The sequence below is a fragment of the Paenisporosarcina indica genome (assembly GCF_001939075.1).
In the GTDB taxonomy this organism is placed as follows: domain Bacteria; phylum Bacillota; class Bacilli; order Bacillales_A; family Planococcaceae; genus Paenisporosarcina; species Paenisporosarcina indica.
Genome location: NZ_MPTA01000001.1, coordinates 703,951 through 728,893, shown reverse-complemented (window position 1 = coordinate 728,893; position 24,943 = coordinate 703,951). Strand labels below are relative to the sequence as shown.

24 protein-coding genes are annotated in these 24,943 nt (G+C 36.6%); 7 read left to right on the top strand and 17 right to left on the bottom strand.

The window, feature by feature from the left end; translation table 11 throughout:
* Positions 1–339 precede the first annotated feature (339 nt).
* From GY23_RS03465 to GY23_RS03455, 3 genes are all read right to left on the bottom strand, one after another.
* A complete protein-coding gene (locus tag GY23_RS03465) occupies positions 340–756 on the bottom strand; it encodes a sporulation protein (RefSeq protein ID WP_075617802.1) in 417 nt (138 codons plus the stop codon).
* Positions 757–802: 46 nt separating this feature from the next.
* Positions 803–1,993, bottom strand: coding sequence for an AI-2E family transporter (locus tag GY23_RS03460; protein ID WP_075617801.1), 1,191 nt, complete (start codon positions 1,991–1,993; stop codon positions 803–805).
* A 91-nt stretch (positions 1,994–2,084) separates the two neighbouring features.
* Entirely contained in the window at positions 2,085–3,041 is a 957-nt protein-coding gene (locus GY23_RS03455; RefSeq protein ID WP_075617800.1) for an LCP family protein, read from the bottom strand.
* Between the two features lie 150 nt (positions 3,042–3,191).
* Between GY23_RS03455 and msrA the strand changes: the two genes are divergently transcribed.
* Entirely contained in the window at positions 3,192–3,710 is a 519-nt protein-coding gene (msrA, locus tag GY23_RS03450; protein WP_075617799.1) for a peptide-methionine (S)-S-oxide reductase MsrA, read from the top strand.
* 6 nt (positions 3,711–3,716) lie between these two features.
* Here msrA and GY23_RS03445 read toward each other — a convergent pair whose 3' ends face one another.
* Positions 3,717–4,904 (bottom strand): MFS transporter, encoded by a 1,188-nt coding sequence (locus GY23_RS03445; RefSeq protein ID WP_075617798.1) that lies wholly within the window; start codon positions 4,902–4,904, stop codon positions 3,717–3,719.
* Positions 4,905–5,043: 139 nt separating this feature from the next.
* Here GY23_RS03445 and GY23_RS03440 point away from each other — a divergent pair, with 139 nt between their 5' ends.
* Entirely contained in the window at positions 5,044–5,352 is a 309-nt protein-coding gene (locus GY23_RS03440) for a hypothetical protein (RefSeq protein ID WP_075617797.1), read from the top strand.
* Here GY23_RS03440 and GY23_RS03435 read toward each other — a convergent pair.
* Positions 5,325–6,680 (bottom strand): sensor domain-containing diguanylate cyclase, encoded by a 1,356-nt coding sequence (locus GY23_RS03435; protein WP_075617796.1) that lies wholly within the window; start codon positions 6,678–6,680, stop codon positions 5,325–5,327. The two genes, GY23_RS03440 and GY23_RS03435, sit on opposite strands and share 28 nt — an antisense overlap.
* A 313-nt stretch (positions 6,681–6,993) precedes the next feature.
* On the opposite strand from GY23_RS03435, the gene GY23_RS03430 reads away from it, so the two are divergent.
* Positions 6,994–8,601, top strand: a complete 1,608-nt coding sequence (locus GY23_RS03430; protein WP_075617795.1) for an ABC-F family ATP-binding cassette domain-containing protein — start codon at positions 6,994–6,996, stop codon at positions 8,599–8,601.
* Between the two features lie 33 nt (positions 8,602–8,634).
* Here GY23_RS03430 and GY23_RS03425 read toward each other — a convergent pair whose 3' ends face one another.
* Positions 8,635–9,120, bottom strand: coding sequence for a YkvA family protein (locus GY23_RS03425; RefSeq protein ID WP_075617794.1), 486 nt, complete (start codon positions 9,118–9,120; stop codon positions 8,635–8,637).
* A gap of 103 nt (positions 9,121–9,223) precedes the next feature.
* Here GY23_RS03425 and GY23_RS03420 point away from each other — a divergent pair, with 103 nt between their 5' ends.
* On the top strand, positions 9,224–9,892 hold the full coding sequence (locus tag GY23_RS03420; RefSeq protein WP_139311061.1) for a hypothetical protein: 669 nt from the start codon (positions 9,224–9,226) through the stop codon (positions 9,890–9,892).
* 47 nt (positions 9,893–9,939) lie between these two features.
* On the opposite strand, the gene GY23_RS03415 is transcribed toward GY23_RS03420, so the two are convergent.
* Complete coding sequence (locus GY23_RS03415; RefSeq protein ID WP_075617792.1) at positions 9,940–10,140, bottom strand: cold-shock protein; 201 nt, start codon at positions 10,138–10,140, stop codon at positions 9,940–9,942.
* A gap of 211 nt (positions 10,141–10,351) precedes the next feature.
* A complete protein-coding gene (locus tag GY23_RS03410) occupies positions 10,352–10,645 on the bottom strand; it encodes a DUF1033 family protein (RefSeq protein ID WP_075617791.1) in 294 nt (97 codons plus the stop codon).
* Positions 10,646–10,876: 231 nt separating this feature from the next.
* Here GY23_RS03410 and GY23_RS03405 point away from each other — a divergent pair, with 231 nt between their 5' ends.
* On the top strand, positions 10,877–11,551 hold the full coding sequence (locus tag GY23_RS03405; protein WP_075617790.1) for a 5-bromo-4-chloroindolyl phosphate hydrolysis family protein: 675 nt from the start codon (positions 10,877–10,879) through the stop codon (positions 11,549–11,551).
* On the top strand, positions 11,526–12,710 hold the full coding sequence (locus GY23_RS03400) for a toxic anion resistance protein (protein WP_075617789.1): 1,185 nt from the start codon (positions 11,526–11,528) through the stop codon (positions 12,708–12,710). Before GY23_RS03405 ends, GY23_RS03400 begins: the two co-directional genes overlap by 26 nt.
* 18 nt (positions 12,711–12,728) lie before the next feature.
* On the opposite strand, the gene GY23_RS03395 is transcribed toward GY23_RS03400, so the two are convergent.
* The 9 genes from GY23_RS03395 to dapF form a co-directional block, all read right to left on the bottom strand.
* On the bottom strand, positions 12,729–14,675 hold the full coding sequence (locus GY23_RS03395; protein ID WP_245827560.1) for a vWA domain-containing protein: 1,947 nt from the start codon (positions 14,673–14,675) through the stop codon (positions 12,729–12,731).
* A complete protein-coding gene (locus GY23_RS03390; protein WP_075617787.1) occupies positions 14,629–15,498 on the bottom strand; it encodes an AAA family ATPase in 870 nt (289 codons plus the stop codon). Before GY23_RS03390 ends, GY23_RS03395 begins: the two co-directional genes overlap by 47 nt.
* 43 nt (positions 15,499–15,541) lie before the next feature.
* Positions 15,542–15,739 (bottom strand): DUF6501 family protein, encoded by a 198-nt coding sequence (locus GY23_RS03385; RefSeq protein ID WP_075617786.1) that lies wholly within the window; start codon positions 15,737–15,739, stop codon positions 15,542–15,544.
* A gap of 76 nt (positions 15,740–15,815) precedes the next feature.
* Positions 15,816–16,418, bottom strand: coding sequence for a DedA family protein (locus tag GY23_RS03380; protein ID WP_245827559.1), 603 nt, complete (start codon positions 16,416–16,418; stop codon positions 15,816–15,818).
* Between the two features lie 68 nt (positions 16,419–16,486).
* Complete coding sequence (odhB, locus tag GY23_RS03375) at positions 16,487–17,731, bottom strand: 2-oxoglutarate dehydrogenase complex dihydrolipoyllysine-residue succinyltransferase (protein WP_075617784.1); 1,245 nt, start codon at positions 17,729–17,731, stop codon at positions 16,487–16,489.
* A 40-nt stretch (positions 17,732–17,771) separates the two neighbouring features.
* On the bottom strand, positions 17,772–20,582 hold the full coding sequence (locus GY23_RS03370) for a 2-oxoglutarate dehydrogenase E1 component (RefSeq protein WP_075617783.1): 2,811 nt from the start codon (positions 20,580–20,582) through the stop codon (positions 17,772–17,774).
* A gap of 235 nt (positions 20,583–20,817) precedes the next feature.
* Complete coding sequence (locus GY23_RS03365; protein ID WP_084543952.1) at positions 20,818–22,221, bottom strand: HAMP domain-containing sensor histidine kinase; 1,404 nt, start codon at positions 22,219–22,221, stop codon at positions 20,818–20,820.
* Positions 22,218–22,892: a response regulator transcription factor gene (locus GY23_RS03360; RefSeq protein ID WP_075617782.1), complete on the bottom strand. Its 675-nt coding sequence runs from the start codon at positions 22,890–22,892 to the stop codon at positions 22,218–22,220. The genes GY23_RS03365 and GY23_RS03360 overlap by 4 nt, the downstream gene beginning before the upstream one ends.
* A gap of 163 nt (positions 22,893–23,055) precedes the next feature.
* On the bottom strand, positions 23,056–24,030 hold the full coding sequence (gene dapF, locus GY23_RS03355; RefSeq protein ID WP_075617781.1) for a diaminopimelate epimerase: 975 nt from the start codon (positions 24,028–24,030) through the stop codon (positions 23,056–23,058).
* A 352-nt stretch (positions 24,031–24,382) separates the two neighbouring features.
* On the opposite strand from dapF, the gene GY23_RS03350 reads away from it, so the two are divergent.
* Complete coding sequence (locus tag GY23_RS03350; RefSeq protein WP_075617780.1) at positions 24,383–24,934, top strand: GNAT family N-acetyltransferase; 552 nt, start codon at positions 24,383–24,385, stop codon at positions 24,932–24,934.
* Positions 24,935–24,943: the final 9 nt, after the last annotated feature.

The following is a 24,943-nucleotide window of genomic DNA, read 5'->3' as shown; positions in this document are numbered from 1 at the left end:
TAAATTTTGGGGAGTTTCCCCAAGTAAGATGTACTATAAGATATGTGCAGAGCAAGAAGTGATTTGAGCAATATCAAGCTTTCACTGTTATGAGTAATTCATTTTATTAATCAACAAATTGGTATGAATCATCAAATAAAATTCACTTGCACTGCACAACTAATTCTCCATTAGTTTATTTGCACAGTGCAAGTGATGAAATTGTTATTGGTTACTTTTTATTAAAAATGCATTTAGTTGCATAATGCATGTATTAAGAAGGCATATTATATGCATTGTGCAACTATATCAAAAAAGAATAGCCATTCCCTAAAAATAAGGAATGGCTTTGTTTATATATTACCCTACATCTTTCCCATAAATGATTTCATCTTCATCATGAACATCTACCGCATTATTAATATGCACTGTTGTTCTTAAGTAAAGCTTTTCGTTGACAGTTTCGGATTCCCATCTTTCATCCGGCATTAAATCAAAAGGAATCATTCGCGTTTCTTTTGATTTAACTGAACCAACCATTTCGATTGTATGTTTAGCAACGACATTATTTGTAACATTAAAATCACCGTCTTCTTGAAGACCTTCAGTTCGTTTCAAAATCTCAAGTTTAATAAATTCAATGAGTTGATTGGATTGGCCACCCATTATATAAATGGTTCCTGACAATGTTTCTCCATATGCAATCTCAGGTTGATCAACTACTATATCGACTTTCATTGATCCATAACTAATTGATGACAAAAACTTTTTCAACATCAATATTCCTCCTATTATCTTGAACCATTATATGTGTTGCATAATACTAGTCATCAAAAAAAGTGGATTCGTAGTGATGTTCAATCTCTTTTACATGGCGATTATATCTTTGTTTTAATAGCTTGTACATGTGTGTTACTACCACTTTAATCAAAGCATATCCAGGAATCCCTAAAACTACGCCAGGAACTCCAAATAACGAACCAGCAGTCAATAGCACAAAAATAATCGTAATTGGATGTATATGTAAGGATTTACCCATAATTTGGGGTGAAATAAACTTCCCTTCAACTAATTGAACCACTGTCCATACTATTGCTAATTTTACTAACATAAACGGAGACGTTACAATCGCAATGACAGCAGCTGGTATGATCGCAATTAACGGTCCTAAATATGGCACTACACTCGTAATCATGGCTAAAAACCCTAATAAGAATGCATAATCCATGCCAATAATTAAAAACCCGATAAATACCATGAAGCCAATACATATGGAAACTAAAATTTGTCCTTGAATATAAGCACTGATTTGTTTGTCTGCTTCTTTCAATAAATGATGGGTATCTGCACGCATCCGTGGCGGAAAAAGTTTTAGTATGTATTGTGGTAACTTTTCTCCATCTTTTAATAAATAGAATAAGATAAATGGAACCGTAACAATAGCCAACAACAACCCGGTCAAGGTGGATAATAATTTCCCAATTCCACTTGCCACGCCACCAACAGTATTTTGTATGGTTTTCCCGATATTATCAGGAATTTGTTTCATTAACGTATCTACATCAAATGCTAAATTCGAATAATATGTAGCGAAGATCGAGTTTTTTAAGAAAGCATCAAGAGATATTACAAGTTGTTTAAAATATTCTGGAAACTCAATAATTAAATTACTAAACTGTGTTTTCAAAAATGGATAGACTATTAATACAACTCCAGTAATCAAGCCAATCAAAGCAACGAATATTATCAGTATCCCCCAAATTTTAGGCACTTTAATTCGTATGAGAAAAGCCAAAAATGGCCGTAGCAAGTAATAGGCTATTGTCCCTAAAATAACCGGGACTACGACATTTGCCAACAATACTTGAATAGGGTAAAAGATGAACGAAACAATATCAAAGATCCAGATAATTAACCCAACTAATAACATGGTAAGTAATAAAAAGAGTGTATTCTTCCCGCCTAGAAATTGAATGAATCTTGTGGCAAAAAAGGAAGATTTTTCTGGCTGCATAAAGGTTTCCTCGCTTTCTGATTCTAAGCATTTAAATACAGAAATGTAGTATTACTTCAATTTTACAGGAAATAAGAGAGATTTAACAATATCAACGTAAAGGCATACCGATGAAATCACTTAATTCTTTCTTATTTTGTTCAAGATCTATCTCTATGACCGAACCAGCATGCGAGTAAGATGTAAATACATAACTATCTTTAACAGGAATCGTTAATTTATTTATATCAATTCCGCCACTAAAGGCCAGACTTAATACATGTGTTATTTCTTCGTTTGTTGTATAGTCAGTTTGAACATATCCTTGTATCGCACCAACAAATTTCGGATAGTTCTTGGCATTTGAAGGGCTTAACATTTCATCTTTCAAGGCTTCCATTACCTTTTGTTGTCTCGCAACGCGGCCGAAGTCACCTTCCTCGTCAGCACGAAACCTCGCATACCCTAATAGTTCTTTTCCACTTAATTGTTGAACACCTGGTTCAAGAACGACCCCAATCTTTTCAGACATCGCTTTTTCAACATCGATTTCCACCCCATTTGGTGCCACGATATCAACAAGTGATTCAAAACTATTAAAATCGATAAGTGCATAATGATGAATCGGAACACCAAACATACTGCTAATCGTATCTTTCACTAATTGTACGCCATCCAAATAATAGGCTGTATTCAACTTGTAGGATTTATATCCTGGGATTTGTGCATAGATATCTCGCATAAACGACACAACATTCACTTCATCCGTTTCCTTATTCCAAGAAACTAGCATCATTGTATCTGTTCGTGAATGTTCTTCTCCTCTGGTGTCCACACCCAGCACTAAAATATTTTCGATAGCTGAACTTTTGACATCCATTGGATCGCCAGTAAAGTCAACATCTTTCCGTTCATTTGTAGAGGCTAGTTTATATCCCGCATTAAATTGAATGATTGAGTACACAGTAATCCCAATAAGCAAGAATAATAACAATGTCATAATGATTCGTCCGAAGCGAAGCTTTCTTTTCTTTCGTGTGGACCGTCGATTTGGATAATTTTCTTCCAAAACGCATCCCCCTTTCATTTTATACAAGCATAGAACGTTCTAAACCGCTCGCAGGTTGCGGTTGGAGCTAGTTTCAATCATAGTTGTTGAGCCGTTATGTTTCAAGTGCTACAATACGATTTATATAGCGTTAGAGAGGAGATTAATTCAATGGAAAAAGCAACATTTGCAGGTGGTTGTTTCTGGTGTATGGTCAAGCCATTTGATCAATGGGAAGGTATACATTCCGTCACTTCCGGGTATATGGGTGGACATGTTATCAATCCGACATATGAAGATGTAAAAAATGGAAATTCAGGTCATTTCGAGGTAGTACAGATTCAGTATGACCCATCTACATTTACATATAAGCAGTTACTAGAAATTTTTTGGCAACAAATTGATCCAACCGATACTGGTGGTCAATTCCAGGACCGTGGTGAGTCTTATGGAACGACAATCTTTACACATTCATCGGAACAAGCGGAAATTGCGCAAAAATCCAAGCAAGAACTTGCTGATAGCGGACGATTCACAAAACCAATTATTACGCCGATACGTCCAGCTGAAACCTTTTATGCCGCTGAAGATTATCACCAAGATTACTATAAAAAAGAGCCGCAACATTACGCAGAAGATCGCGCGATGTCCGGCCGTGATGAATTCATCAAAGAAAATTGGAAAAAATAATTCAAATCAACCTTGCCTATGCAAGGTTTTTTTATTTAATAAAAACGTCACAATAAACATGCATATGATCAAAAAGAGCATGACAAAGTATGTTATTTGATGCGTTTCACTCCAGTCATACAGTATTCCAATCGCCAACGGAACAAGTCCACCCATGATAAAACCACCTGTTTGAACCATTGCCGTCCATGCATTTGCTTCCTTCGCATCGGATGTTTCGTCAAGTGGCAGCAATAAAGCTAGCGGGAATAAGCTACCAAGAGTTATCCCTAAAAGAATAGATGCCGTCCAAATAAGTGTTATATTTTCTGTTAATAAAAGGACAATCCCAATTGTCCCGATACTGAGAGAACAATAAATCCAAAATGAGCGATTCGGAAATTTATCCAGTAAAAATGAAAGTGAAATATTCGATACAATTTGTGCGATCGTCATTACACTAACGACAGACCCTGCTTGTATGACACTAAATCCCAATTCGCTTGCAGCAGAAGCTAGCCAAGTAGTCAGGGAGAAAAACAAGGAAGATTGAAATCCAAAGAATAATAAAATAAGCCATGCTCGTTTGTTTGACCATGGTGAACGAAATGCGGCTTGTTGATCGATGTTTTTATTAACCTGCTCATCTGATTGTGTTTTCATTGACATCATCCATACTAAGTATGCCAGTAAAGCTAATGACGCCCATGAAGCTAAAGCAATCCCCCACCTTTCCCCTACCCAGACATATATTACTCCTGTTAACCCAGCACTTAATGTGGCACCAGCACCCATCCCTAAAGAGTAGATACCAATTGCAAAAGCTATTCGAGTTGGGAATCTTTCTTTAATCAGTGATGACATAATAGGACCTATGATGGCAATCGCTACACCAATAACAAATGCTGTAATTAATAGCGTAATATAATCATTCAACCAGGCACGGACTAGTGTAAGTACACCAATTATAATCACTAATATGGTAATTCCACGCTTCTGTCCAAATTTGTTCAACCAATGAACTGCAAGAGGTGCAAACAATCCCATGCATATAACTGGGATTGCTGTTAATAAGCTAACTTCGCTATTCGATAAATTTAAGTCGTTACGGATTATTTCTAATAAGGGTCCAATTGATGTAATGGCAGGACGTAAGTTTAATGAAATTAAAAAGATTGCAATTAATAATGAAATCAACGATTTTTGGGATTGCATATTTTCAGTCCTTTTCAATATATTAGCTTTTGTTTAGTAAAACACACTAATCGTTTTACGCCAACAATTAGATGTTCCGAGGGCAAACTTGTGTTCCCACTATTAAATTAGTACAATTTAGTAGAAAGGGGGCTAGAGTTTGGAACTCATTCAATGGAGCTATACAAGAAAATATCAAGTCAAAGCAATTTTTAGTGAATTTCCAGAAATGACCATTATTTTCCGTTCAATTGGTTCGTATTATTTTGTTTTCACCACTAAAGGAAACCTACGGGATCAATATCCAACTCGCAAAGATTATGTAGAGATGGAATTGTTAATCAATGACGAATTGCAAACTTTGCCTGCCTATATAGCTCGAAATGCATCAACTGAAACGACATGGATTAATTCTTTGTTACTAGAAAAAGGACTTCCAAGTTATAAAATTGGAAGCCCTTCATCATAAAGAACAATCTGATTTCGACCAAGTGATTTGGCTAAATAAAGAGCTTGGTCGGCTTTTTTTATAATATCATTTTTCAAATATGAGGCAATATATTCACACACACCTGCCGAGAATGTAAGCATGACCGATTCGCTTCGATACCTTAATAATTCCTCATTGCAACACGCTTGCAGAGACGTTAGAACACGTTTCGTTTGTTGCATGTTCTTATCAGGAAAAAGCAAGATAAACTCTTCTCCTCCCCACCTTGCAATCACGTTCGGAGGTTCTACTTTCTTCTTTAATAAGTTTGAAAATGTTTGGAGTGCAATGTCACCAAAAGTATGACCATATTTGTCATTTATTTGTTTAAAATAATCTAAGTCTAGAATGGCTAACGTAAATGTTTGCTCATTCACAATAAATTGATCTTTAGCTTTCTTAATTTCTTCCATCATTTTTCGACGATTAAATAAGGATGTTAATGGATCAGTAACGGCCAATTCCTTCGTTCTTTCGACGAGTAGTTCCAATTCTTCATTCCGTCTTAACAGTAAACTTTTCATTTCTGTGTGCTCAGTGATGTCAACATGTGTTCCAATTAGACGAATGGCAATCCCATTCCCATATCTCTCTACCGCTTTTCCGCGACACAGAATCCAACGATACGTTCCGTTTTTATGAAGTAAGCGATGTTTGCTTTCAAAATAATCCGTTTCATTTTGTACATGCTGTATAAAGAGGGATTGTGTTTCTTCTAAATCATCTGGATGAATACGTTTGATCCATTCGTTGTACTCATTTGGAATCTCGTGTTCCTCAAAACCTAGCATTCCTTTCCAGTGTTTTGAGAAAAAAACTATACAACTTTGCAGATGTATATCCCAAACACCTTCTCCAGCAGTCATAATAGCTGTTTCCCAGCGGTTGTCAAAAGAAATTTGCTTACTGGATTGATTTATTACTGTAGTTTCTTCTGAAAAGTAGGAAACAATTGATAGTTCATTGTTTTTTGATACTTGTTCTATGTAGGAAAATGCTTTTACGAATTTCACTTCACCACATGCATTTATTCGGAAAGATGATTCCCAAAAATGACTTTTTGAAGCAAGCGCATTTGTCATCGATTCCAGTAAGTATCGAAGATCGTCTTTATCTATAATCGAGAACAGAGGGACCTCTCCTGAAACCAACTGTTTAGAAGTGTATCCAAAAATATGTTCAACGTTTGGTGTAATTTGCTCAACCAATGGTTTGTCTTCTGTCATAACCCATTTCAATAAAATAATAGGACCGTTCAATGCCATTTGTTGTAATGATTTTAAAATCACTTGTTCCATATTATCCATAAAATGACACCCCTCTTATTCAATAATTATACTTCTCAACAAAGTAATATTCAATAAAAATAAATGCATCATACCTTCATGAATTCCTCATTTTTTGATTTGATTAATGAATGGGCATCCTTGTACCCCTTTGTCATCATTTCACTCCAAACTTTATTGGAATCAAACCATAAAAATACGATTAGTTCCTGATGAATCAGTTCCCCATTCATCGTATCTCGAATTCAGAGTATTTTCCACTTTCAAAGTTTGAGCATTGTATAGTGGTTTCATGATATAATAGAAGTATTGTGAAAAATAAGGAGGTACTAGCATGATTGCTGTAAGTAATGTAAGTCTACGCTTCGGAGATCGTAAGCTTTTCGAAGACGTCAATATAAAATTCAACCCGGGTAACTGTTACGGTTTAATAGGTGCAAACGGTGCTGGGAAATCTACATTCATTAAAATTTTATCAGGTGACATTGATACACAAGAAGGAAATGTCATCATGAACCCGAATGAGCGTTTAGCTGTATTAAAGCAAAATCATTTCGAATATGAAGAGTTCCAAGTATTAGAAACGGTGATGATGGGTCATAAACGTTTATATGAAGTGATGAACGAAAAAAATGCCATCTATATGAAAGAAGATTTCTCGGATGAAGATGGTATGCGAGCAGCTGAACTTGAAGGTGAATTTGCAGATATGAATGGATGGGAAGCTGAATCAGAAGCAGCTATCCTTCTACAAGGTTTAGGCATCGGAGAAGAATCTCTTACGAAAAAAATGTCTGACCTAACAGGTTCAGAAAAAGTGAAAGTATTATTGGCTCAAGCTTTATTCGGCAAACCCGATGTTTTATTACTAGATGAGCCTACTAACCATTTAGACTTAAAAGCAATCCAATGGTTAGAAGAATTTTTAATTAACTTTGCTAACACTGTTATCGTTGTGTCCCATGACCGTCACTTCTTAAACAAAGTGTGTACGCATATTGCGGATCTTGATTTCGGGAAAATTCAAGTTTATGTTGGAAACTACGATTTCTGGTATGAATCAAGTCAGTTAGCTACAAAGTTGTCTCAAGATCAAAATAGTAAAAAAGAAGAAAAGATTAAAGAGCTACAAGCATTTATCGCACGATTCAGTGCCAATGCATCGAAATCAAAACAAGCAACTTCTCGTAAAAAAATGTTGGATAAAATCGAGTTAGATGATATTCGTCCATCTTCACGAAAATATCCGTATGTAAACTTCCAATTAGGTCGTGACATAGGTAATGACGTCTTCGCTGCTCAAGGCATTTCAATGGAGCATGAAGGAAAAACTTTGTTTAAAGACTTACATTTCTCGGTTAACAAAGATGACAAGATTATTTTAATCGGTGATCCAATTGCGAAAACTGCTTTACTTCGTGTGTTAGCAGAAGAAGTTGAACCTACTGAAGGTACAATTAGATGGGGAGTTACTACAACACGTGCGTACTTCCCTATCGACTATAGTGAATACTTCACGGGTAATGAGATTTCATTAGTCGATTGGTTACGCCAATACTCTCCTGATGATGAAAGCGAAACTTTCTTGCGCGGATTCCTTGGTCGTATGCTATTCTCTGGTGAAGAAGTAAAGAAAAAACCTTCTGTCCTTTCAGGTGGAGAAAAAGTTCGTTGTATGCTATCTCGTATGATGTTAACGAACGCTAACGTATTATTACTTGATGAACCTACCAACCATTTAGACTTGGAATCAATTCAAGCTCTTAACAATGGATTGATCTCGTTTAAAGGTGCTATGATTTTCACATCTCATGACCATCAATTTATCCAAACGATTGCGAATCGTGTAATTGAAATTATGCCTGACGGTTCTATTTTAGATAAGCAGTTATCTTTCGATGAGTTTTTAGAATGGAAAGAATCACAAGGAATTAAATCATAATAAAAGTGCGAAGTATTTTCTACTTCGCACTTTTTATTTTGACTTTTTTATAAATCTTCCAAGTAGTGAACGTGCAGGCAACTTACCGAGAAACCCATCGCCCGTTTCCGATATCTTCTTTAATGCATCAAATAATTTTTGATCTCCTACCCAGTGTTCTTCCAATATGTCAGGCGAGAATTTATTTAACAATAAGTTCACCACGAATGTAGCAACAATAATATCGTCCATAAATCCACCTGGTCCGATTAAACCTTCTGGTATGAAGTCGACAGGTGCTATAAAGTAAAGAATCCCACTCCCTATTAAGGCTTTGCTTTTTCCGTCTATCCGATTGTCTAACATTGCTTTTGTTAGTAAATGAAACAAATCTGGTGCAAACAACAAGTAAGGTGCGAATCGACTTGCACGGCCAGTTTTGGATTCAAGGAAGTCAGTGATTTTCACACGAATCTTTCCATAAAAATCTTGTTGTTTTTGTGATGTTGGTAATTCTCGTTTTAAATCATATTTTGTCATGTGTATTCTCCCTTCCTATTAAAATACTATACCAAAAAAACTGGTAGTTGAAACGTTTCTGAACTAGTTGCGTCTAACATGTAAACAGGGAGGCTATTGTAAATTGAAAACTTTTAGTGTGTTGGTACTCCTTTTGTTATTAAGCGCATGTAGTGAAAGCGATGTAAGCGCTCCACCTGTGACTTCTTCTGATCAACCAATTCATACTAATGAACACCCGTCGAAAATTGTCGCGGAACCCGATAAATCTGGCCATGAAACCTTAGAACTTTCAAGCTATTTCATGCGAGATGGTGTTGTGGCAAATTACCTGGGGGAAGGCAATGAATATGCCAGTTATCAAGCACGTACACAGTGGCATAATGAAAACACAGTTTCTATCTATGAAGACAATGGCGGAACAACTGTACTACGAACCTATCGTATTACAGAAGACTCCATTGATTTAATACAAGAACAAGGAGAATTCTATGATACCTTTACACCATCATCAGCTGAATTAGAAAAACTTCCAGTAATTTCAACATTTCTGCAAATTCCATTAGAAAAAGGATCTACTTTTGGTAAGTGGATAATTATGGATGTTAAACAAACCGTTCAGACACCATTTCGAACATTTGACAACGTAATTATTTTAGAAATGAAGGACGAAAGCGGAGTGACTAATCGTAAATATATAGCCAAAGATTTTGGTGAAGTGAAAAGAGAATTCATACTGAACGAAGCCGAGAACGACTTCATTGTTACATCCACACTAGAATCGATGAAATAAAAAAGTAGAGGCATCCAAAAATGGAAGCCTCTTTTTTCATATGAATATTAGAGTTTCGTTACGTTAGCTGCTTGTGGGCCCCGGTTGCCGTCGACAATTTCAAACTCAACCTTTTGACCTTCATCTAGTGTTTTAAATCCCTCACCTTGGATTGCTGAGAAGTGAACGAATACATCATTTTCCCCATCAATTTCAATGAAACCAAACCCTTTTTCTGAGTTGAACCATTTTACTGTACCCTGTTTCATGAACAAAACCCCCAAAAAGTAAAGTTAACAATTTCATTATTTGATGAAAACTTGGCATTTTTTTACATTAGACCTGCATATTCAGATCATGCATGTAAATATGTGCAAGACAGTTTTTCAGTTAAACAATTTCAATTGTTAAGAATATTATACCATCTCGGAAATAACAGTCAATTTGAATTTTTGTATTTTTATAAACAATTATGTCAGATTAAAGTTGAAATGGTTTTCCATCTTTTAGCCATAAAATGCCATGGTATGTTTGTAAATCATCATCGCAAGCTTCACAAAATTGCTGTTCATCCTCTGTCCAAAAAGCCCAACATGCTCCTTTTTGTTTACTTTCGTTTGGATATGCATTTCGGAATTTCGTTAAAAGTGAATCTAAATAGTTCTTCGCTTCCCTATCTGTTGTAAAAACATTCTTTTCAATGATGGTCTTCTCCCAACCAGAGAACATCCACCACGGTTCATATTCGGCTTTCATATAAATGATTTCATTCATATTAAATCCACCCTTTTCTGTTACAACATTTATCCTTATTTTAGCAAAAAAATCGCGAACGTCTACTAATTCGTTTCTTATGATATTCTATTCCCTATTATGTAAGATCTATAACAAATCATAAACATTGATAAGCCACAAAAATTAAGATAAGTTTAGAATACTACATATGAAACCTTTTTTTACGTCAATCGTATGTATTATATAAGAACACTTAAGGAGGGTTACATAATGCTCGAAGTTAAATACTTCATTATTCGACATTTATTGAGTATCCCCATTTTTATTGGAAGTTGGATTGCACTTCAATCTGGTTTAGGATTACATTTCGCTCTTTCGGGTCTACTCTCAGTTGGTCCATATGCCATTTCTATTCAACTCATCAAAATGATCCAATCTCGTAAACTTGTTTCTAGATATGGCTTATCCATGTCAGAGTATCGTCACATTAAAAAGCAGTTAAAAGAAGCAAAAGCGAAACTAAAACAATTAAATGGTTATTTTGTCAAAGTCCGTTCGGTTCGTGCATTTAAACAACTCTTTGAAATGAATCGACTTGCTAAGCGGATTTTTAATATTGTAAAAACCAATCCCAAAAAGTTTTATCAAGTAGAAACATTTTTCTATGCACATCTGGATACCGCTGTACAATTAACATCCAAATATACACTTCTCGTCTCCCAGCCAGTAAAAGCAATTGATGTTCAAATTGCTTTACAAGAGACACGTGAAACTTTACTTGATCTTAATCAAGTGATGGAACAAGATTTGCATCAAGTATTATCTTCAGATATCGAGCATTTAAAAATGGAACTCGATTTTGCAAAAGTTTCATTTAAAAAACAAGATCTGTCTCTATTGATGAAAGGGGAAATAAAGAATGACCGAAAATCAATCGACTCCTAGCCAAACGAGAACATTGGATGATTTACTAAACTCTCCATTTGATTTACAACCTCAGATGGGCAAGAAGGAACCCATAAACGATGAGATTCCTGTTAAATTACTAGATCGCTTATCAGATGAAGAAAAACAAAAAGCACAAGCACTTGCTTCTCAAATTCCTGCTGGAAATTACGAAGCAATTCTAACGTATGGGGCTAATGCCCAAACGGAATTATCTCGATTTTCCCATCAAATGCTTGATCATGTCCAGAAGAAAGATATTGGTCCTGTTGGCGATATTTTAAAAGATTTGATGGACAAGCTGGGCCAACTAAATGCCGATGAATTAACTACTCAAAAAAAATCCGGGCTTAAACGTTTGTTTGGAAAGGTCTCTCGTTCGGTACAGGAGTTAATGACAAAATATCAAAAACTTAGCACTCAAATCGATCGTATCGGAATTCAACTTGAACATTCCAAAAGAGGATTGATTGAAGATGTTCATATGCTTGATAAATTATATGATCAAAATAAAGCGTACTTTCAAGCTTTGAACGTCTATATTGCAGCAGCTGAAATTAAACGCGATGAAATACTCACTGAGATTATCCCTTCCCTTCGTCGAAAGGCAGAACTTTCTTCAGATCAAATGGCCTATCAAGAAGTGAATGATATGGCTCAGTTTTTAGATCGCTTAGAAAAACGTCTATACGATTTACAACTGTCTCGACAAATAACGATTCAAAGTGCACCACAAATTCGAATGATTCAACAAACCAACCAAACTTTGGCCGAAAAGATTCAATCATCCATAATGACGTCTATTCCATTGTGGAAAAATCAAATTGCTATTGCTTTAACACTGAATCGTCAGTTAAAAGCCGTAGAAGCTCAGAAGCAAGTAACCAAAACAACAAATGACTTGCTCTTAAAAAACTCGGAAATGTTAAAAATGAACAGTATTGAAACTGCGAAAGAAAATGAGCGCGGCATTGTTGAAATAGAAACATTAAAACAAACACAAGAAAACTTGCTGCAAACAATTGAAGAAACACTACGGATTCAAGCAGATGGACGTATGAAACGAAAAGCGGCAGAAGTAGAAATCTCACGTATGGAAGAACAATTAAAACAGCGTTTGTTAATCGTACATCAAGAACAAGAAAACCGTCCTCGCTAATGAGGACGGTTTTCTTGTTTATTTGACGATGATATATAACATTTTCCTTAATAGTCTCAAGGTTTGCGTTGTAAACTCATCGACATTTTTTGCCGTTGCTGTTTTGGTCCCAAACATCATCCGAAATACCCTCAATTGTTCTTCTACTGGTTCCTCGGCACTCAAAAATAAATGCAATAGGTGAATCCCCTTTTTCTCAATTTCGATTACCGCTTCAGCAGTATCAACAATGCCGTTTGCCGCGTATCCAAAAGCAGAAGGTTCACCATCTGAAAATAACAAAATAAACTTATGTTTCTCACTTCGTTTATTAAGTCGTTCCGCAATCCATCGAATGGCCAGACCGTCGCGATTATCCTCATGGGCAACCAATGAAAGAATGGCTTGTGCGTGGTCACTCACACCCTCATCCAATTGGTGACAAAACACAAATGAGTTAGGCTGTTCCTGTGCTGTTGCTTCATAGGCATCTTCATAATAAGAAACGATATCATGACGAATGCCTAAGTCGCGTAAGACATCATGAAAAAGCAATACGGCTTTTTTGGTCTCGTCCATCTTATCAATCATGGAAGCGGAGCTATCTACCAGTAAACCAAATACAGCATCTAGCGGTGTGGAAGGGCTATTCTTTTTGTAAAATGGTTTAGGACGTTGTTCTGTCATTAATGAAGTCAACCTGGGGGATAAACGACCTTTAGATAAATTCCTACGCTTACTATCCTGCTTCTGTTCGATTCTTTTCTTGATTTCTTTTGTAAATGCTTTTACAAATGGTTTTTGTTCTGCTCGAATCATACTAATATTCTCTTTAATTTTAGGATCTTCACTTATTTCGATTTTCTTTTCAACATAAGTTACATTCAGATGTTCATCACCAAATCGTTCCCCAGATTGTTTTGAATTCTTTTTCTGCACATTGTCTTTAAGACCAGATTGATTATTTTTCTTGTTTGCTGCAGAAGTTCCGGATCCTTCACTTTGAATTTCATTGGCTTCATCGCCTTCTTCAATGCGACCGTTTTCTATCTTTCCCTTATTACCTGTTGTCAGCTCATACTCCATATGCGGACCTTTTTGCTTTTCATTCTCACGATGCCAAGTTGCAAACATCTCTTCAATCGAGGCACTTTCATGTTGATCAGATATATCAGACTGCTCTATTTTCGATTGGTTTTTCTCTGAATAGGAAGGCTCTTCCAGATTATCCTGAATAGAGATAAAGGTATGGGTCAAATCTTTAGTTACCTCTTCTTCAATAGAATAAAGAATTTCTAGACATATTTGACAACTGTAAGAAGTGCTTGACGAGTCAAACATAAATTGCCATTTCGATAGAATTCTAAGGAAAAAATCCGGGAAATCGCCAGTATTCAAATTGGATAGAGTCCCCTTGTGTAAGAATACATATAAAAAGCTAAATAAACTATCCGCAATAAAGCCTTTTTGTAAATTTACACCGGCTTGTTGTTCGTGATAAGTAGAATAAACGTCTTCTCGCACTGCAAACGCTTGCTCGGTTCCAGGTCGTTCATTTCGTATTAAATTGGATAACCTAAATTCTTCAGCGCAAATTGCTATCTGCAAAGCAAAATCTTTTAGCTTGAATTGATTGATTTCTTTTTTATATTGATTCCACGCCTTAAGATCAAAATGACGCCAAAATCCAGCTGTGAGTAGATACAAATCGGAAAGTTGCCCTTTCTCTTCAATAACAGGTTCCCTATGATTCCAAAAATGGCTGATTGAGATCGCGCCTTCTTTTGGTCTGAATTCCATAAGTTTTCGAACGGTTAACGATAAGTTTGGATTACGGCTCAGAGCCTGTGCTAATTGTTCCAACTGAATCATGCGTTTAGTATTAATCGTCTCATTATTAAACTGAATAAATCGATTCACAGAAGACATTTCACTCACCTCACTTAAGCCAAGTTTTTGCGAGTTCGATAACCAACTCTTTTTCACTATCGTCTTCCAGTTTCTCAGCAATTGCATACTGGATCGCTCGCAATGGATCTATATATTGAGCAAGCTCAGTCGCATCAAGTAAACTGCGAATCGAAGCAGCCTCTTCACTGAGTAAACCATTTTGAACTTGAATGAAATAGTCCTCGGAAAGATTGAGCATGGTATGAATGAGGGGTGAAGATGCTTCAGGGAATTCCCGAACAAATAAATCACGTAGAGGGTCACCCTTTAAATAAGGTATTGAAAAAGAAATAAAACGATTTTTTAATGCTTCATTTAATGGAGATGTTCCTATATATCCTTCATTTATGGCAGCAATCACTGTGAAATCTTCATGAGCTTGCAATACCTCGCCCGTATAAGGGTTAGTTAGCATGCGACGATGATCAAGTACACTGTGCAATATGGGAAGTGTTTCTGGTTTGGCCATATTGATTTCATCAATATATAAGATATGGCCTTTTCTCATGGCTTGAATAACAGGTCCTTCAACAAAGTCGATTACCGTTTGTCCATTTTCTTGAACGAGTGTTTTGAAACCTAAAAGTGCTTCTGCGTCTAAGTCTACCGAACAGTTGATACTGTGCATCGGTTGGTGATAAAACTCAGATATTGACTCGGCTAATTTTGTTTTACCAGAACCTGATGGCCCTTTTAATAAGACGTTCTTTTGCAATGACGTACTTATTAAGATATCATCCCAAAGAAATGGAATTGGGGCAACGTAGCCTCCATGTCCAATTAATACTGCGTCTTCTACTGAATGATTTCGGTCTTTACGTTGTAATTGTGCTTTTTCTACTACTGTGTGCATTTTCATTGACAGTCTCCTCCATTGAAAAAACCGATGAATGAGTCATCGGTTATTCGAAATATTCTTTATAGAAACCACCAATTTGGCCTGTGTTATCAATCACAAAAATAAATTCTTCTGTTTCATTTTTCACTTCATATGTTTGTCCTACAGTTAAGACATTAGAAACCAAATATTTTGATGCATTCGTATGCTTGCAAGTGACAGTTCTTGTTGTCGGTGCATCTTTCCAAACGTTATGTAACATAGTCCATCTCCTCAAATCTTTATCTCTCTATAGTATAAGCAAGAGCTTAGCGATTTTCAACATTACAATTCCCTTTTCACTTTTTCCGTTGTGTACGTAGGTATCCAAATATAATAATTACGACAACTCCGATTGACACAAATATCAAAGCGATTTGAACATTTTCCAATATTAGTCCATATGCATATGGAAAGGCTCGTCCTATCTGAAAGTAGATCATCATCCATACGAAGCCAGAGATAAGCGAGTATTTTACAAATTGAATGATAGGATATCTATTCGCACCTACTACGTATGGCATTGCCCAGCGAATGCCAGGCAAAAAGAAACTGAATGAAATCGCTTTGGATCCGTGCTTAGCTAAAATGGGTTGAAAGGCTTTGACCGGTCTGACGAAACGAGATTCCTCCAGTTTTCGAATAAAATTCGGTCCTAGTTTACGACCTAGACAATAGGCAAACATCGTCGCAGTTATTAATCCTAAATAGGCAGAAATAAATGCATAGACGGGATGAAAACCATTTAATTCTGTCAAGACACCTGAAAATGAAGCCGCCACTTCATTTGGTATGGGTAAACCAAATAACAACAGCCAATTAAAAAGAAACATACTTAGGTATCCAAACCTTTGAACAAGATCCAACAAAAAAGAAGCATCCATATTTTCAACTACTTTCACATACTATGTATGCCTATTTTGCCAAAAAAAAGACAGCTTCGCAAATGCGAAACTGTCTTTTAAAGAAATTAAGAATTTAACAATAAGTCTTCAGGGTTTTCAAGCAATTCTTTTACTGTTTTCAAGAAACCTACTGAGTCTTTACCGTCGATTACACGGTGATCATATGATAATGCAACATACATCATTGGACGTATTTCAATTTCATTTCCAACAGCGATTGGGCGTTTTTGAATTGTATGCATTCCTAAGATACCTACTTGAGTACCATTTAAGATTGGTGTAGACATCAATGAACCGAAAACACCACCATTAGTGATTGTGAACGAACCGCCTGACATATCAGAAAGTGACAATTTGTTATCACGAGCTTTTTTAGCTAATTCACCGATGTTTCCTTCAATTTCAGCAAAGTTTTTACGATCTGCATCACGTACAATCGGTACTACTAATCCACCTTCAGTTGATACTGCAATCCCGATATCATAGAAGTTGTTTTTGACGATATAATCACCATCAAGTTGTGAATTTACGTATGGATATTTTTTAAGAGCCGCTACCACTGCTTTAGTGAAGAATGACATGAATCCTAAACGTACTCCACTATCGTCAAAGAATTTGTCTTTTTTACGAGTACGTAGTGCCATAACATTTGTCATGTCAATTTCGTTGAATGTAGTTAACATAGCTGTGCTCTGACGTACTTCTAATAATCGAGATGCAATCGTTTGGCGACGACGTGACATTTTTTCACGCGTTGTGCGTCCATCATCTTCCTGAGGAGCAGAAGTTGTTTTAGCAACAGGTGCAGCAGCAGGAGCTTGTTTAGGTGCTGCAGTGTGTGCTGAAACGTCTTGGACTCGTACACGTCCCATTGGATCTACTGTAGAAACAGCTTGTAAGTCGATTCCTTTTTCACGTGCAAGTTTGCGAGCAGCTGGGCTAGCAATTGTACGGTCTGTTGATGAAGATTCTTCTTTTTCAACTGGTGCTGTTGTAGCCGGTGCGACCTCAACGTTTTTAACTGGTGCGTCAGATTCTGCTGGGTCAGCTTCAACTGGATTTTTAGTTGCACCAGATCCTTCTCCAACAACCGCTATGACTTGCCCAACTTCTACTGTATCGCCTTCAGCGAAAAGTAGTTCTTGAACAACTCCAGCTTCTTCAGAAATAACTTCAACGTTTACTTTGTCTGTTTCTAGTTCAACGATGAATTCACCTTTTTCAACTGTATCACCTGGTTGTTTTAACCATTGTGCGATTGTTCCTTCTGTAATCGATTCTGCTAATTCCGGTACTTTAATTTCTGCCACTATATGTTCCTCCTCTAAAATCAATCAATCATTCGTTACTTTAACGTGAAACTGCTTCTTCAATGATGCGAGATTGTTCAGCTTTATGTGTTTCGCCATCACCTTCAGCTGTACTAGATCGCTTAACACGCCCAATGTAGCGAACGCTCTTTGTTCCAGCTAAATCGCGTAAATATGGATCTGCAAATGACCATGACCCCATGTTTTGAGGTTCTTCTTGTACCCATGAAATTTCTTTCGCGTTTGGAAATCTTCCAAGAATGGTCTGAATCTTCTCAGATGGGAATGGATACAATTGTTCAACTCGAATGATGTGTAGATGATCAAATTCTTTACCATCTTTCACTTTATCAGCTAAATCAATGGCCATTTTCCCGCTAGCAAGTAAAATGCGTTCTACTTTATCAGCATGTTTCCCTAGACCTGGTTGTTCAAGCACTGTTTCGAATTGACCAGTTGTCAAGTCTGCAACATCCGCACCCACTTGTGGATGACGAAGCAATGATTTTGGTGACACAATGATTAATGGTCTCATTGTTTCATCTCCAAGCATTTTTGCTTGTCGACGTAATATATGGAAATAGTTCGCTGCACTAGAAAGATTTGCTACTGTCCAGTTGTTTTCTCCTGCCATTTGTAAGAATCGCTCTAAACGTGCACTTGAATGCTCTGGACCTTGACCTTCATAGCCATGTGGTAGTAACATAACCAATCCGGATTTTTGTCCCCATTTCGAACGACTAGCCGAAATAAACTGATCAAACATTGCTTGAGCCATATTTGCAAAGTCTCCATATTGTGCTTCCCAAATAACTAGAGCCTTTTCATTCTCAGAGTTGTAGCCGTATTCATATCCTAAAATAGCAGATTCAGTTAACGGACTGTTATAGGCAACAAAAGATGCTTTTGAATCCGAAATATGGTGTAGAGGAACAAGTTCAGCACCTGTTTTTTCATCATGTAAAACTACATGTCTATGTGCGAATGTCCCACGTTGTACATCTTGACCAGTTAAACGTACAGGATTTCCATCTTGTAAAATCGAACCAATTGCCAATGTTTCAGCATGAGCCCAATCAATTTTCCCTTTGCCTTTAAATGGTTCTTCACGGCGTTTTAATATACGTTCCAATTTTTTAAATGCAGAGAATTCTGATGGCCAAGACAATAACTCAGCATTCATTTTCACAAGTGTTTCTTCATTCACACCAGTAGGAACTTCTGGATAGCCATTTAATACGACCTCAGGAATGACGATTTCTTGATGTTCATCTGATACTGGAATTTCTCTAACGCGATCGTATGCATCTTGCATCGTTTTTTGAACCTTAGTTTCAAAGCTCTTCACTTCATCAGCTGTTAGGACTTGGTCCGCCACTAATTGTTTCCCATATAATTCACGGACAGTTGGGTGTTTGTGAATGGCATGATACATCGTTGGATTCGTTACTAATGGTTCATCCATTTCATTGTGACCAAAACGACGATAACCAATTAGATCGATAACGATATCTTTGCCAAATTGTTCACGATACTCAAATGCAAATTGTGCAACAGCTACTACAGCTTCTACGTCATCTGCATTAACATGCACAACTGGTACTTCGTATCCCTTTGCAGGATCTGAAGAATAATGAGTTGAACGAGAATCATAATATTCAGTTGTGAAACCAATCATATTATTTGTAATGATATGAATAGATCCACCAGTTTGGTACCCACGAACACGACTATAGTTTAAAGTCTCGGTTACAATTCCTTGACCAGGGAAAGCAGCATCACCATGAATCAACACAGAATACGCAGCTTTTGGATCTTGAGTAGGGATTCCCGTAGTCGAAGTCACTTCTTGTGCAGCACGTGTTTGACCATTCACAACTGGACTCACAACTTCTAGATGAGAAGGATTATACGCAAGTTTTACTTTAAGACCTGATTTCGCAGTGTAAGTTGCCCCCATGTGATATTTCACATCGCCATACCAGCCTTTTGTAATATTCAAAGAGTCATCTTTTGGCAAGAATGAGTCATTTGGAACATGTGCAAAATCTGCAAACATCATATCGTATGGTTTGTTGATGATGTGTGTCAGGACGTTCAATCGACCACGGTGTGCCATTCCAATTAATACTTGTTTCGTTTTTTGTTTTTCAGATTGACGAACTAATTCATCAAGTAAAACAACCAATGTATCTAGGCCTTCAATTGAGAATCTTTTAGCTCCGACAAATGTGCGGTGAATGAATTTTTCAAAGCCCTCAATTTCAGATAAACGTTTTAGTAATGATTGACGTTCTTCTGACTTCAACGAAACTTTCATGGATGATGATTCAATTTTTGATTGAATCCATTGACGTTCTTGTGGATTAATAATATGTGCAAATTCGTATGCGATTTTATTTGTATAGAAAGATTTCAATAATTCGATTGCTTGCAAACCATTTTGAACACTGTTCGGTGCATTTTTCATCAGTAATGTTGCAGGCATATTAATCAAATCAGCATCTGTTAATCCATATGTAACTGGATCCATTCTTGTCGTATCTTTTGGACGATCATTTAAAGGATAAATATCCGCAGCTAAATGACCGTGTGCTCGGATAGCATCTGCTAATTGCACAGCTGCCAAAACTTTCCCAAAGTTGTTTGGATCAACTTGACCGGCTGCAGAATAATCGACAACATTCTCGTTAAAAGATGGTGCTCCATATTCTTCAAATAAATCAGCAAGATCAGTATCTACAGATTCTGGTGACTGTGTAAACAATTCATACATTTCTAAAACATAACCTAAGTTTGGACCTGAAAGTTTAGCCCATGGTGACCCATTCGGTGTCCCGCTTTTCGACATTTACAATACCCTCCAACTTATTGCCAAACGGCATTTCCTATTTATCTTTTATACATCTACACTATTTTATCACGTTATGTCTTGATATCAAAGGATTCACACGTGATTAAAAGTCAGAACATTTTTTCCATTACAATCTTACTACTATCCATAGAAAATACAATGCTTTTTGAAAAATTAAGCAAACTTTTTCATAAAGCCGAAATAACATGTTATTTTGACAAGTATTCAACTTTTAATTAAGTGGGAATGTGATGGAAAATGTCGTCCCTTCCCCCTCCACACTAGCTACATCTATCGAACCTCTTGAATGTTCGACCAGCATTTTTACAATACTTAAACCAAGTCCACTACCACCCAAGTCACGAGATCGTGCTGCATCAACTCGGTAAAAACGATCAAAAATCTTGGACATGTGTTGCGGTGCGATACCGATTCCTTGATCCTGGATACGAATACATATATATTCATTCTTACGCTCATATGAAATTGATACATTAGCTTGATCTCTACTATATCGTATGGCATTTGTTATGATGTTACGCAATATTTGCTGAAACACATTCGAAGATATGAAAACCGCCAGTTCATCTTGGACAGGGTGTTTATGTTCAATAATTGCCGATGGGTAAACTCGAGATAATTCTTCAATCACTTTTTCAGTTAGTATTACAATGTTTGTCCATGACCGTTCCTTTATTTGCTCACCACGTGCAAGTTCAAGCATCTCATCAATTAAAGTTTTCATATGTTGTACTTCTCGTAATGAGATCCCTAGGGATTCTTTCAAAATATCGGGATCCTCTTTTCCCCATCGATTCAATAAGGCGAGATGGCCCTCTACGACTTGAATTGGTGTCCGCAGTTCGTGAGAGGCATCCGCCATAAATTGCTGCTGCTGCTCAAAGGATGCTTTTAGTTTAGACATCATGCTTTCGTATACAACAATTAGCTCCCCAATCTCATCTTTGGCACTATAATCAATAGATAATTCTTTTTCAAATCCATGTGCCGCTACGTCGTCCATTGTCATTTTTAAGTCTTGAAGTGGTTTTAATAAATAGCTAGCCAGTAAATAACCAATCCAACCAGACAATAATAAGGAGCAAACACTTAGAAGGAGTAGTGCAGTTAACATATATGTCATGATGGATTGAAATGCTTTTAATGGGTGTTCAAGTTGAACATACCCATGAAATCTTCCAAGTTCAACATTTCCAATAGCAGATATTGCCGATGAATCGTCAGTCATTAGAGAATAACCTTCAGCCGGTAGTTCGATTTCATCAAAAACTGGGAATGTAGAGGAATCATTTATTCGAAGTAATTCAATTCCATCGGCATTTAGTAAACGGACGGTTTGTTCTTTGTCCACAATTGACGTCATTAATCCTGTGTTCGCTTGAATATCTTTGACTGTTAAAAATGGTCCCTGGGATTCAAAGAAACTTGTCAGATCATTCATCGTACGTTTAGCTTCTTGCATTTCTTGTTCGTAGAGCCAACCTTTTAATGCCAAATACAAAATGATACTCATGACAGTAAAGCTTGTGAAGATGACAGCCGATGAGCTAATCGCCCATTTTTTCTTTAAAGACTGAGAAGATATTACTTGTTTCCAATGGTTCATTCGATTCATTCACGCATCACATATCCAACTCCCCTGACTGTCTCTATATAACTAGCTACTTTTCGAGGTAACTTTGATCGTAAATGCCTGATATAAACGTCCACAACATTTGTTTCGATATCTGCTAAATATCCCCATACATTTTGTAAGATTAAGTCCCTTGACACCACACGATTCTTTTGCTGGATCAAGTACACGAGTAAATCATACTCGGTTTTTGTTAATTCAACGATCTCTTGGTTCACCTCAACAAGATGAGCTGCCGTATCAACGGTAATATCTTTATATACTAGTCTTGTACTGGCTTCGTCCATGCCGCTAGTTCTCCTAAGAACGGAACGGATTCGTGCTAACAGTTCTTCGATTGCAAACGGCTTGACTATGTAATCATCTGCGCCTGCATCGAGCCCTGCAACACGGTCCATTATGGCATCTCTTGCTGTAATAAGTAAAATAGGAATCTGTGAAAACATGCGAATTCGACGACAAACTTCAATTCCATTTAATTCAGGTAACATCACATCTAGCAAGATTACATCGAATTCTTCCCGTTTTGCCATATCCAAGCCTACTCTACCCGAAAGTACATGAGTAACATCGAAATTTTCATGTTGCAATTCAAGTTCAATAAAACGAGCAATATTTTTTTCATCTTCAACCAGTAACACACGATTACGCATTCATTCACCCACTTATCAACATTTTCAAATAAACCGTTCCAACATGTGGAATTGTCTTGTCTATCAGGCTAAGCAAAAGGAGCACTAATTTGAAAAATACCATACTATAAATTAACTTGATTTGACAAAAAGAGGGGGTATCTCATTACTAATCACGTCTTCATTATTTAGACCAACCATCCTTAATTTTTTGTTGGGCTACATTTTGTAATTCATTGTACTCTGCAATTTCTTGATCATGAATGATACTTGTATGTATTTTAAATTCACCAGTTTCTGTTAACTCACCAGTGTATTCGGCAAAAAATGTTGCGTTTCCGATTAACGATAAATTTAATTTTTTGTCTTTTTCTTCAATTAAACATTTTACAAAACCACCTGGGTTATAAACAGTGACTTCACCAAAAGGAACAAGTTTTATTGTTGCAGAAACCAATGCAGATGCAGTCATGGCTGTCCCACATGCATTGGTAAATCCCACACCACGTTCATATGTTCTCACAAAAATACTATCTTCATCAACAGGATGAACAAAGCTTACATTCACACCATCTTTAAAGTAATCATTTTCTCTATTTAAAGAGGATGAAAGTTGTTCTTGAAACTGTATATCTTCAATATATTGAATAGGAACAATCCCTATTAAGTGTGGATTTGGAACAGATACGGCAGTAAAGGTTATTGAATTAGAAAACTCTGGTATGACAATATTAATTAACTCTTGTTTATTTTGATAACTCATCGGAAGCGATGGAAGTTCAACTGATACAGGTGAGATTTCAACAGAATACGTATCAATATTTTTATAAATGGGCTTTACCTTCTGTACAAATAATACTGCTTTCATTGTTTCGATGGTTGCAGTCGATTTACCTAATTTCGTTAGGACATAACGTGCTACACATCTCAGACCGTTCCCACACATAGATGCCTCCGATCCATCTGCATTATAAACACGCATTTTAGCATCTGCTACAGTTGATTCTGAAATAATTAACAATCCATCCGCACCATTATTTAAAGTAGAATCACACATGTGTTTTGCTGTTAAAGGCCAATTGTAAGTGACATTCGGCATTTCTTCATGTAAATAAAAGGTGTTGCCCGAACCGTGTACTTTATCAAATTTGATGGTCAAAATAATCCCTCCAAGTCTCTATCTTTTTATGATAAATCTTATTGAAAACGTATACAACTATTCCATCATATTAAGCCTTTGAATTTGTAACAAAACGAACACAATTTTTACGAATTTTTCACTTTTCATTTTTTAAAAAAATTAGTATAGTAAGAATGCAAACAACAATTTCATAAAGCGATTTATCCACCATAAATCGTGAGGGAAGGCAAATGGTGCGCCACCAGTATTAAGACTGGTTCTAGTGGGTTCGATTCCCACCCCGGAATTTTTTATGCACCACAAAATGAAAAATTTCGAGGGGCTAGAGCGAGACTTCTGTCTTTTCTGCCCCATTCTGGAGGCGTTTATTATGATTAAAAGACGAGAACTACACGAATGTGGAACTTTATTCGAGTATTTAGCTCACCCATCTGTCTTCCCTTTCGTTCGCCAAAAAGCAGATTCAGCTGATGAATTCTTATTTATGACGAAACAGTTGATGGAAGAAGAAGAACGAGGAGAAGTAATTTCCCGTACGATTACCGACGATTATGGGATGCCGATAGGAACCATTAATCTATATGATATACAAGATCAATCAGGTTTTTTGGGGACTTGGATTGGTCACCCTTTTCAAGGGAAAGGATTTAACCAAAAGGCTAAAAACTTATTCTTGGAAGAACTGTTCTATCAACATAATATCACGACTGTTTTTCTTCGCATTCGACAAACAAACATAAAATCCATCAGAGCCACAGAAAAACTCCCTTATACGATGGATGCCAGAAATACGCATCCGGCATTATTTGAGGAAATAAATGCAGGTGAAGTCAAGTTTTTGCTCTATCAAATACCCAAAGATTTATTCTACTTGGCCACTGCTAGTTCAAGGTTTGCTGAGGATGAAGAACAAGCAATGTAAAAAATACCG

Excerpts from the sequence above, each read along its gene's own strand:
- GY23_RS03465 (WP_075617802.1), bottom strand. The coding sequence starts at position 756 with ATGTTGAAAAAGTTTTTGTCATCAATTAGTTATGGATCAATGAAAGTC.
- GY23_RS03460 (WP_075617801.1), bottom strand. The coding sequence starts at position 1,993 with ATGCAGCCAGAAAAATCTTCCTTTTTTGCCACAAGATTCATTCAATTT.
- msrA (WP_075617799.1), top strand. The coding sequence starts at position 3,192 with ATGGAAAAAGCAACATTTGCAGGTGGTTGTTTCTGGTGTATGGTCAAG.
- GY23_RS03445 (WP_075617798.1), bottom strand. The coding sequence starts at position 4,904 with ATGCAATCCCAAAAATCGTTGATTTCATTATTAATTGCAATCTTTTTA.
- GY23_RS03435 (WP_075617796.1), bottom strand. The coding sequence starts at position 6,680 with ATGGATAATATGGAACAAGTGATTTTAAAATCATTACAACAAATGGCA.
- GY23_RS03430 (WP_075617795.1), top strand. The coding sequence starts at position 6,994 with ATGATTGCTGTAAGTAATGTAAGTCTACGCTTCGGAGATCGTAAGCTT.
- GY23_RS03425 (WP_075617794.1), bottom strand. The coding sequence starts at position 9,120 with ATGACAAAATATGATTTAAAACGAGAATTACCAACATCACAAAAACAA.
- GY23_RS03415 (WP_075617792.1), bottom strand. The coding sequence starts at position 10,140 with ATGAAACAGGGTACAGTAAAATGGTTCAACTCAGAAAAAGGGTTTGGT.
- GY23_RS03410 (WP_075617791.1), bottom strand. The coding sequence starts at position 10,645 with ATGAATGAAATCATTTATATGAAAGCCGAATATGAACCGTGGTGGATG.
- GY23_RS03405 (WP_075617790.1), top strand. The coding sequence starts at position 10,877 with ATGCTCGAAGTTAAATACTTCATTATTCGACATTTATTGAGTATCCCC.
- GY23_RS03400 (WP_075617789.1), top strand. The coding sequence starts at position 11,526 with ATGACCGAAAATCAATCGACTCCTAGCCAAACGAGAACATTGGATGAT.
- GY23_RS03390 (WP_075617787.1), bottom strand. The coding sequence starts at position 15,498 with ATGAAAATGCACACAGTAGTAGAAAAAGCACAATTACAACGTAAAGAC.
- GY23_RS03385 (WP_075617786.1), bottom strand. The coding sequence starts at position 15,739 with ATGTTACATAACGTTTGGAAAGATGCACCGACAACAAGAACTGTCACT.
- GY23_RS03370 (WP_075617783.1), bottom strand. The coding sequence starts at position 20,582 with ATGTCGAAAAGCGGGACACCGAATGGGTCACCATGGGCTAAACTTTCA.
- GY23_RS03365 (WP_084543952.1), bottom strand. The coding sequence starts at position 22,221 with ATGAATCGAATGAACCATTGGAAACAAGTAATATCTTCTCAGTCTTTA.
- GY23_RS03360 (WP_075617782.1), bottom strand. The coding sequence starts at position 22,892 with ATGCGTAATCGTGTGTTACTGGTTGAAGATGAAAAAAATATTGCTCGT.
- GY23_RS03350 (WP_075617780.1), top strand. The coding sequence starts at position 24,383 with ATGATTAAAAGACGAGAACTACACGAATGTGGAACTTTATTCGAGTAT.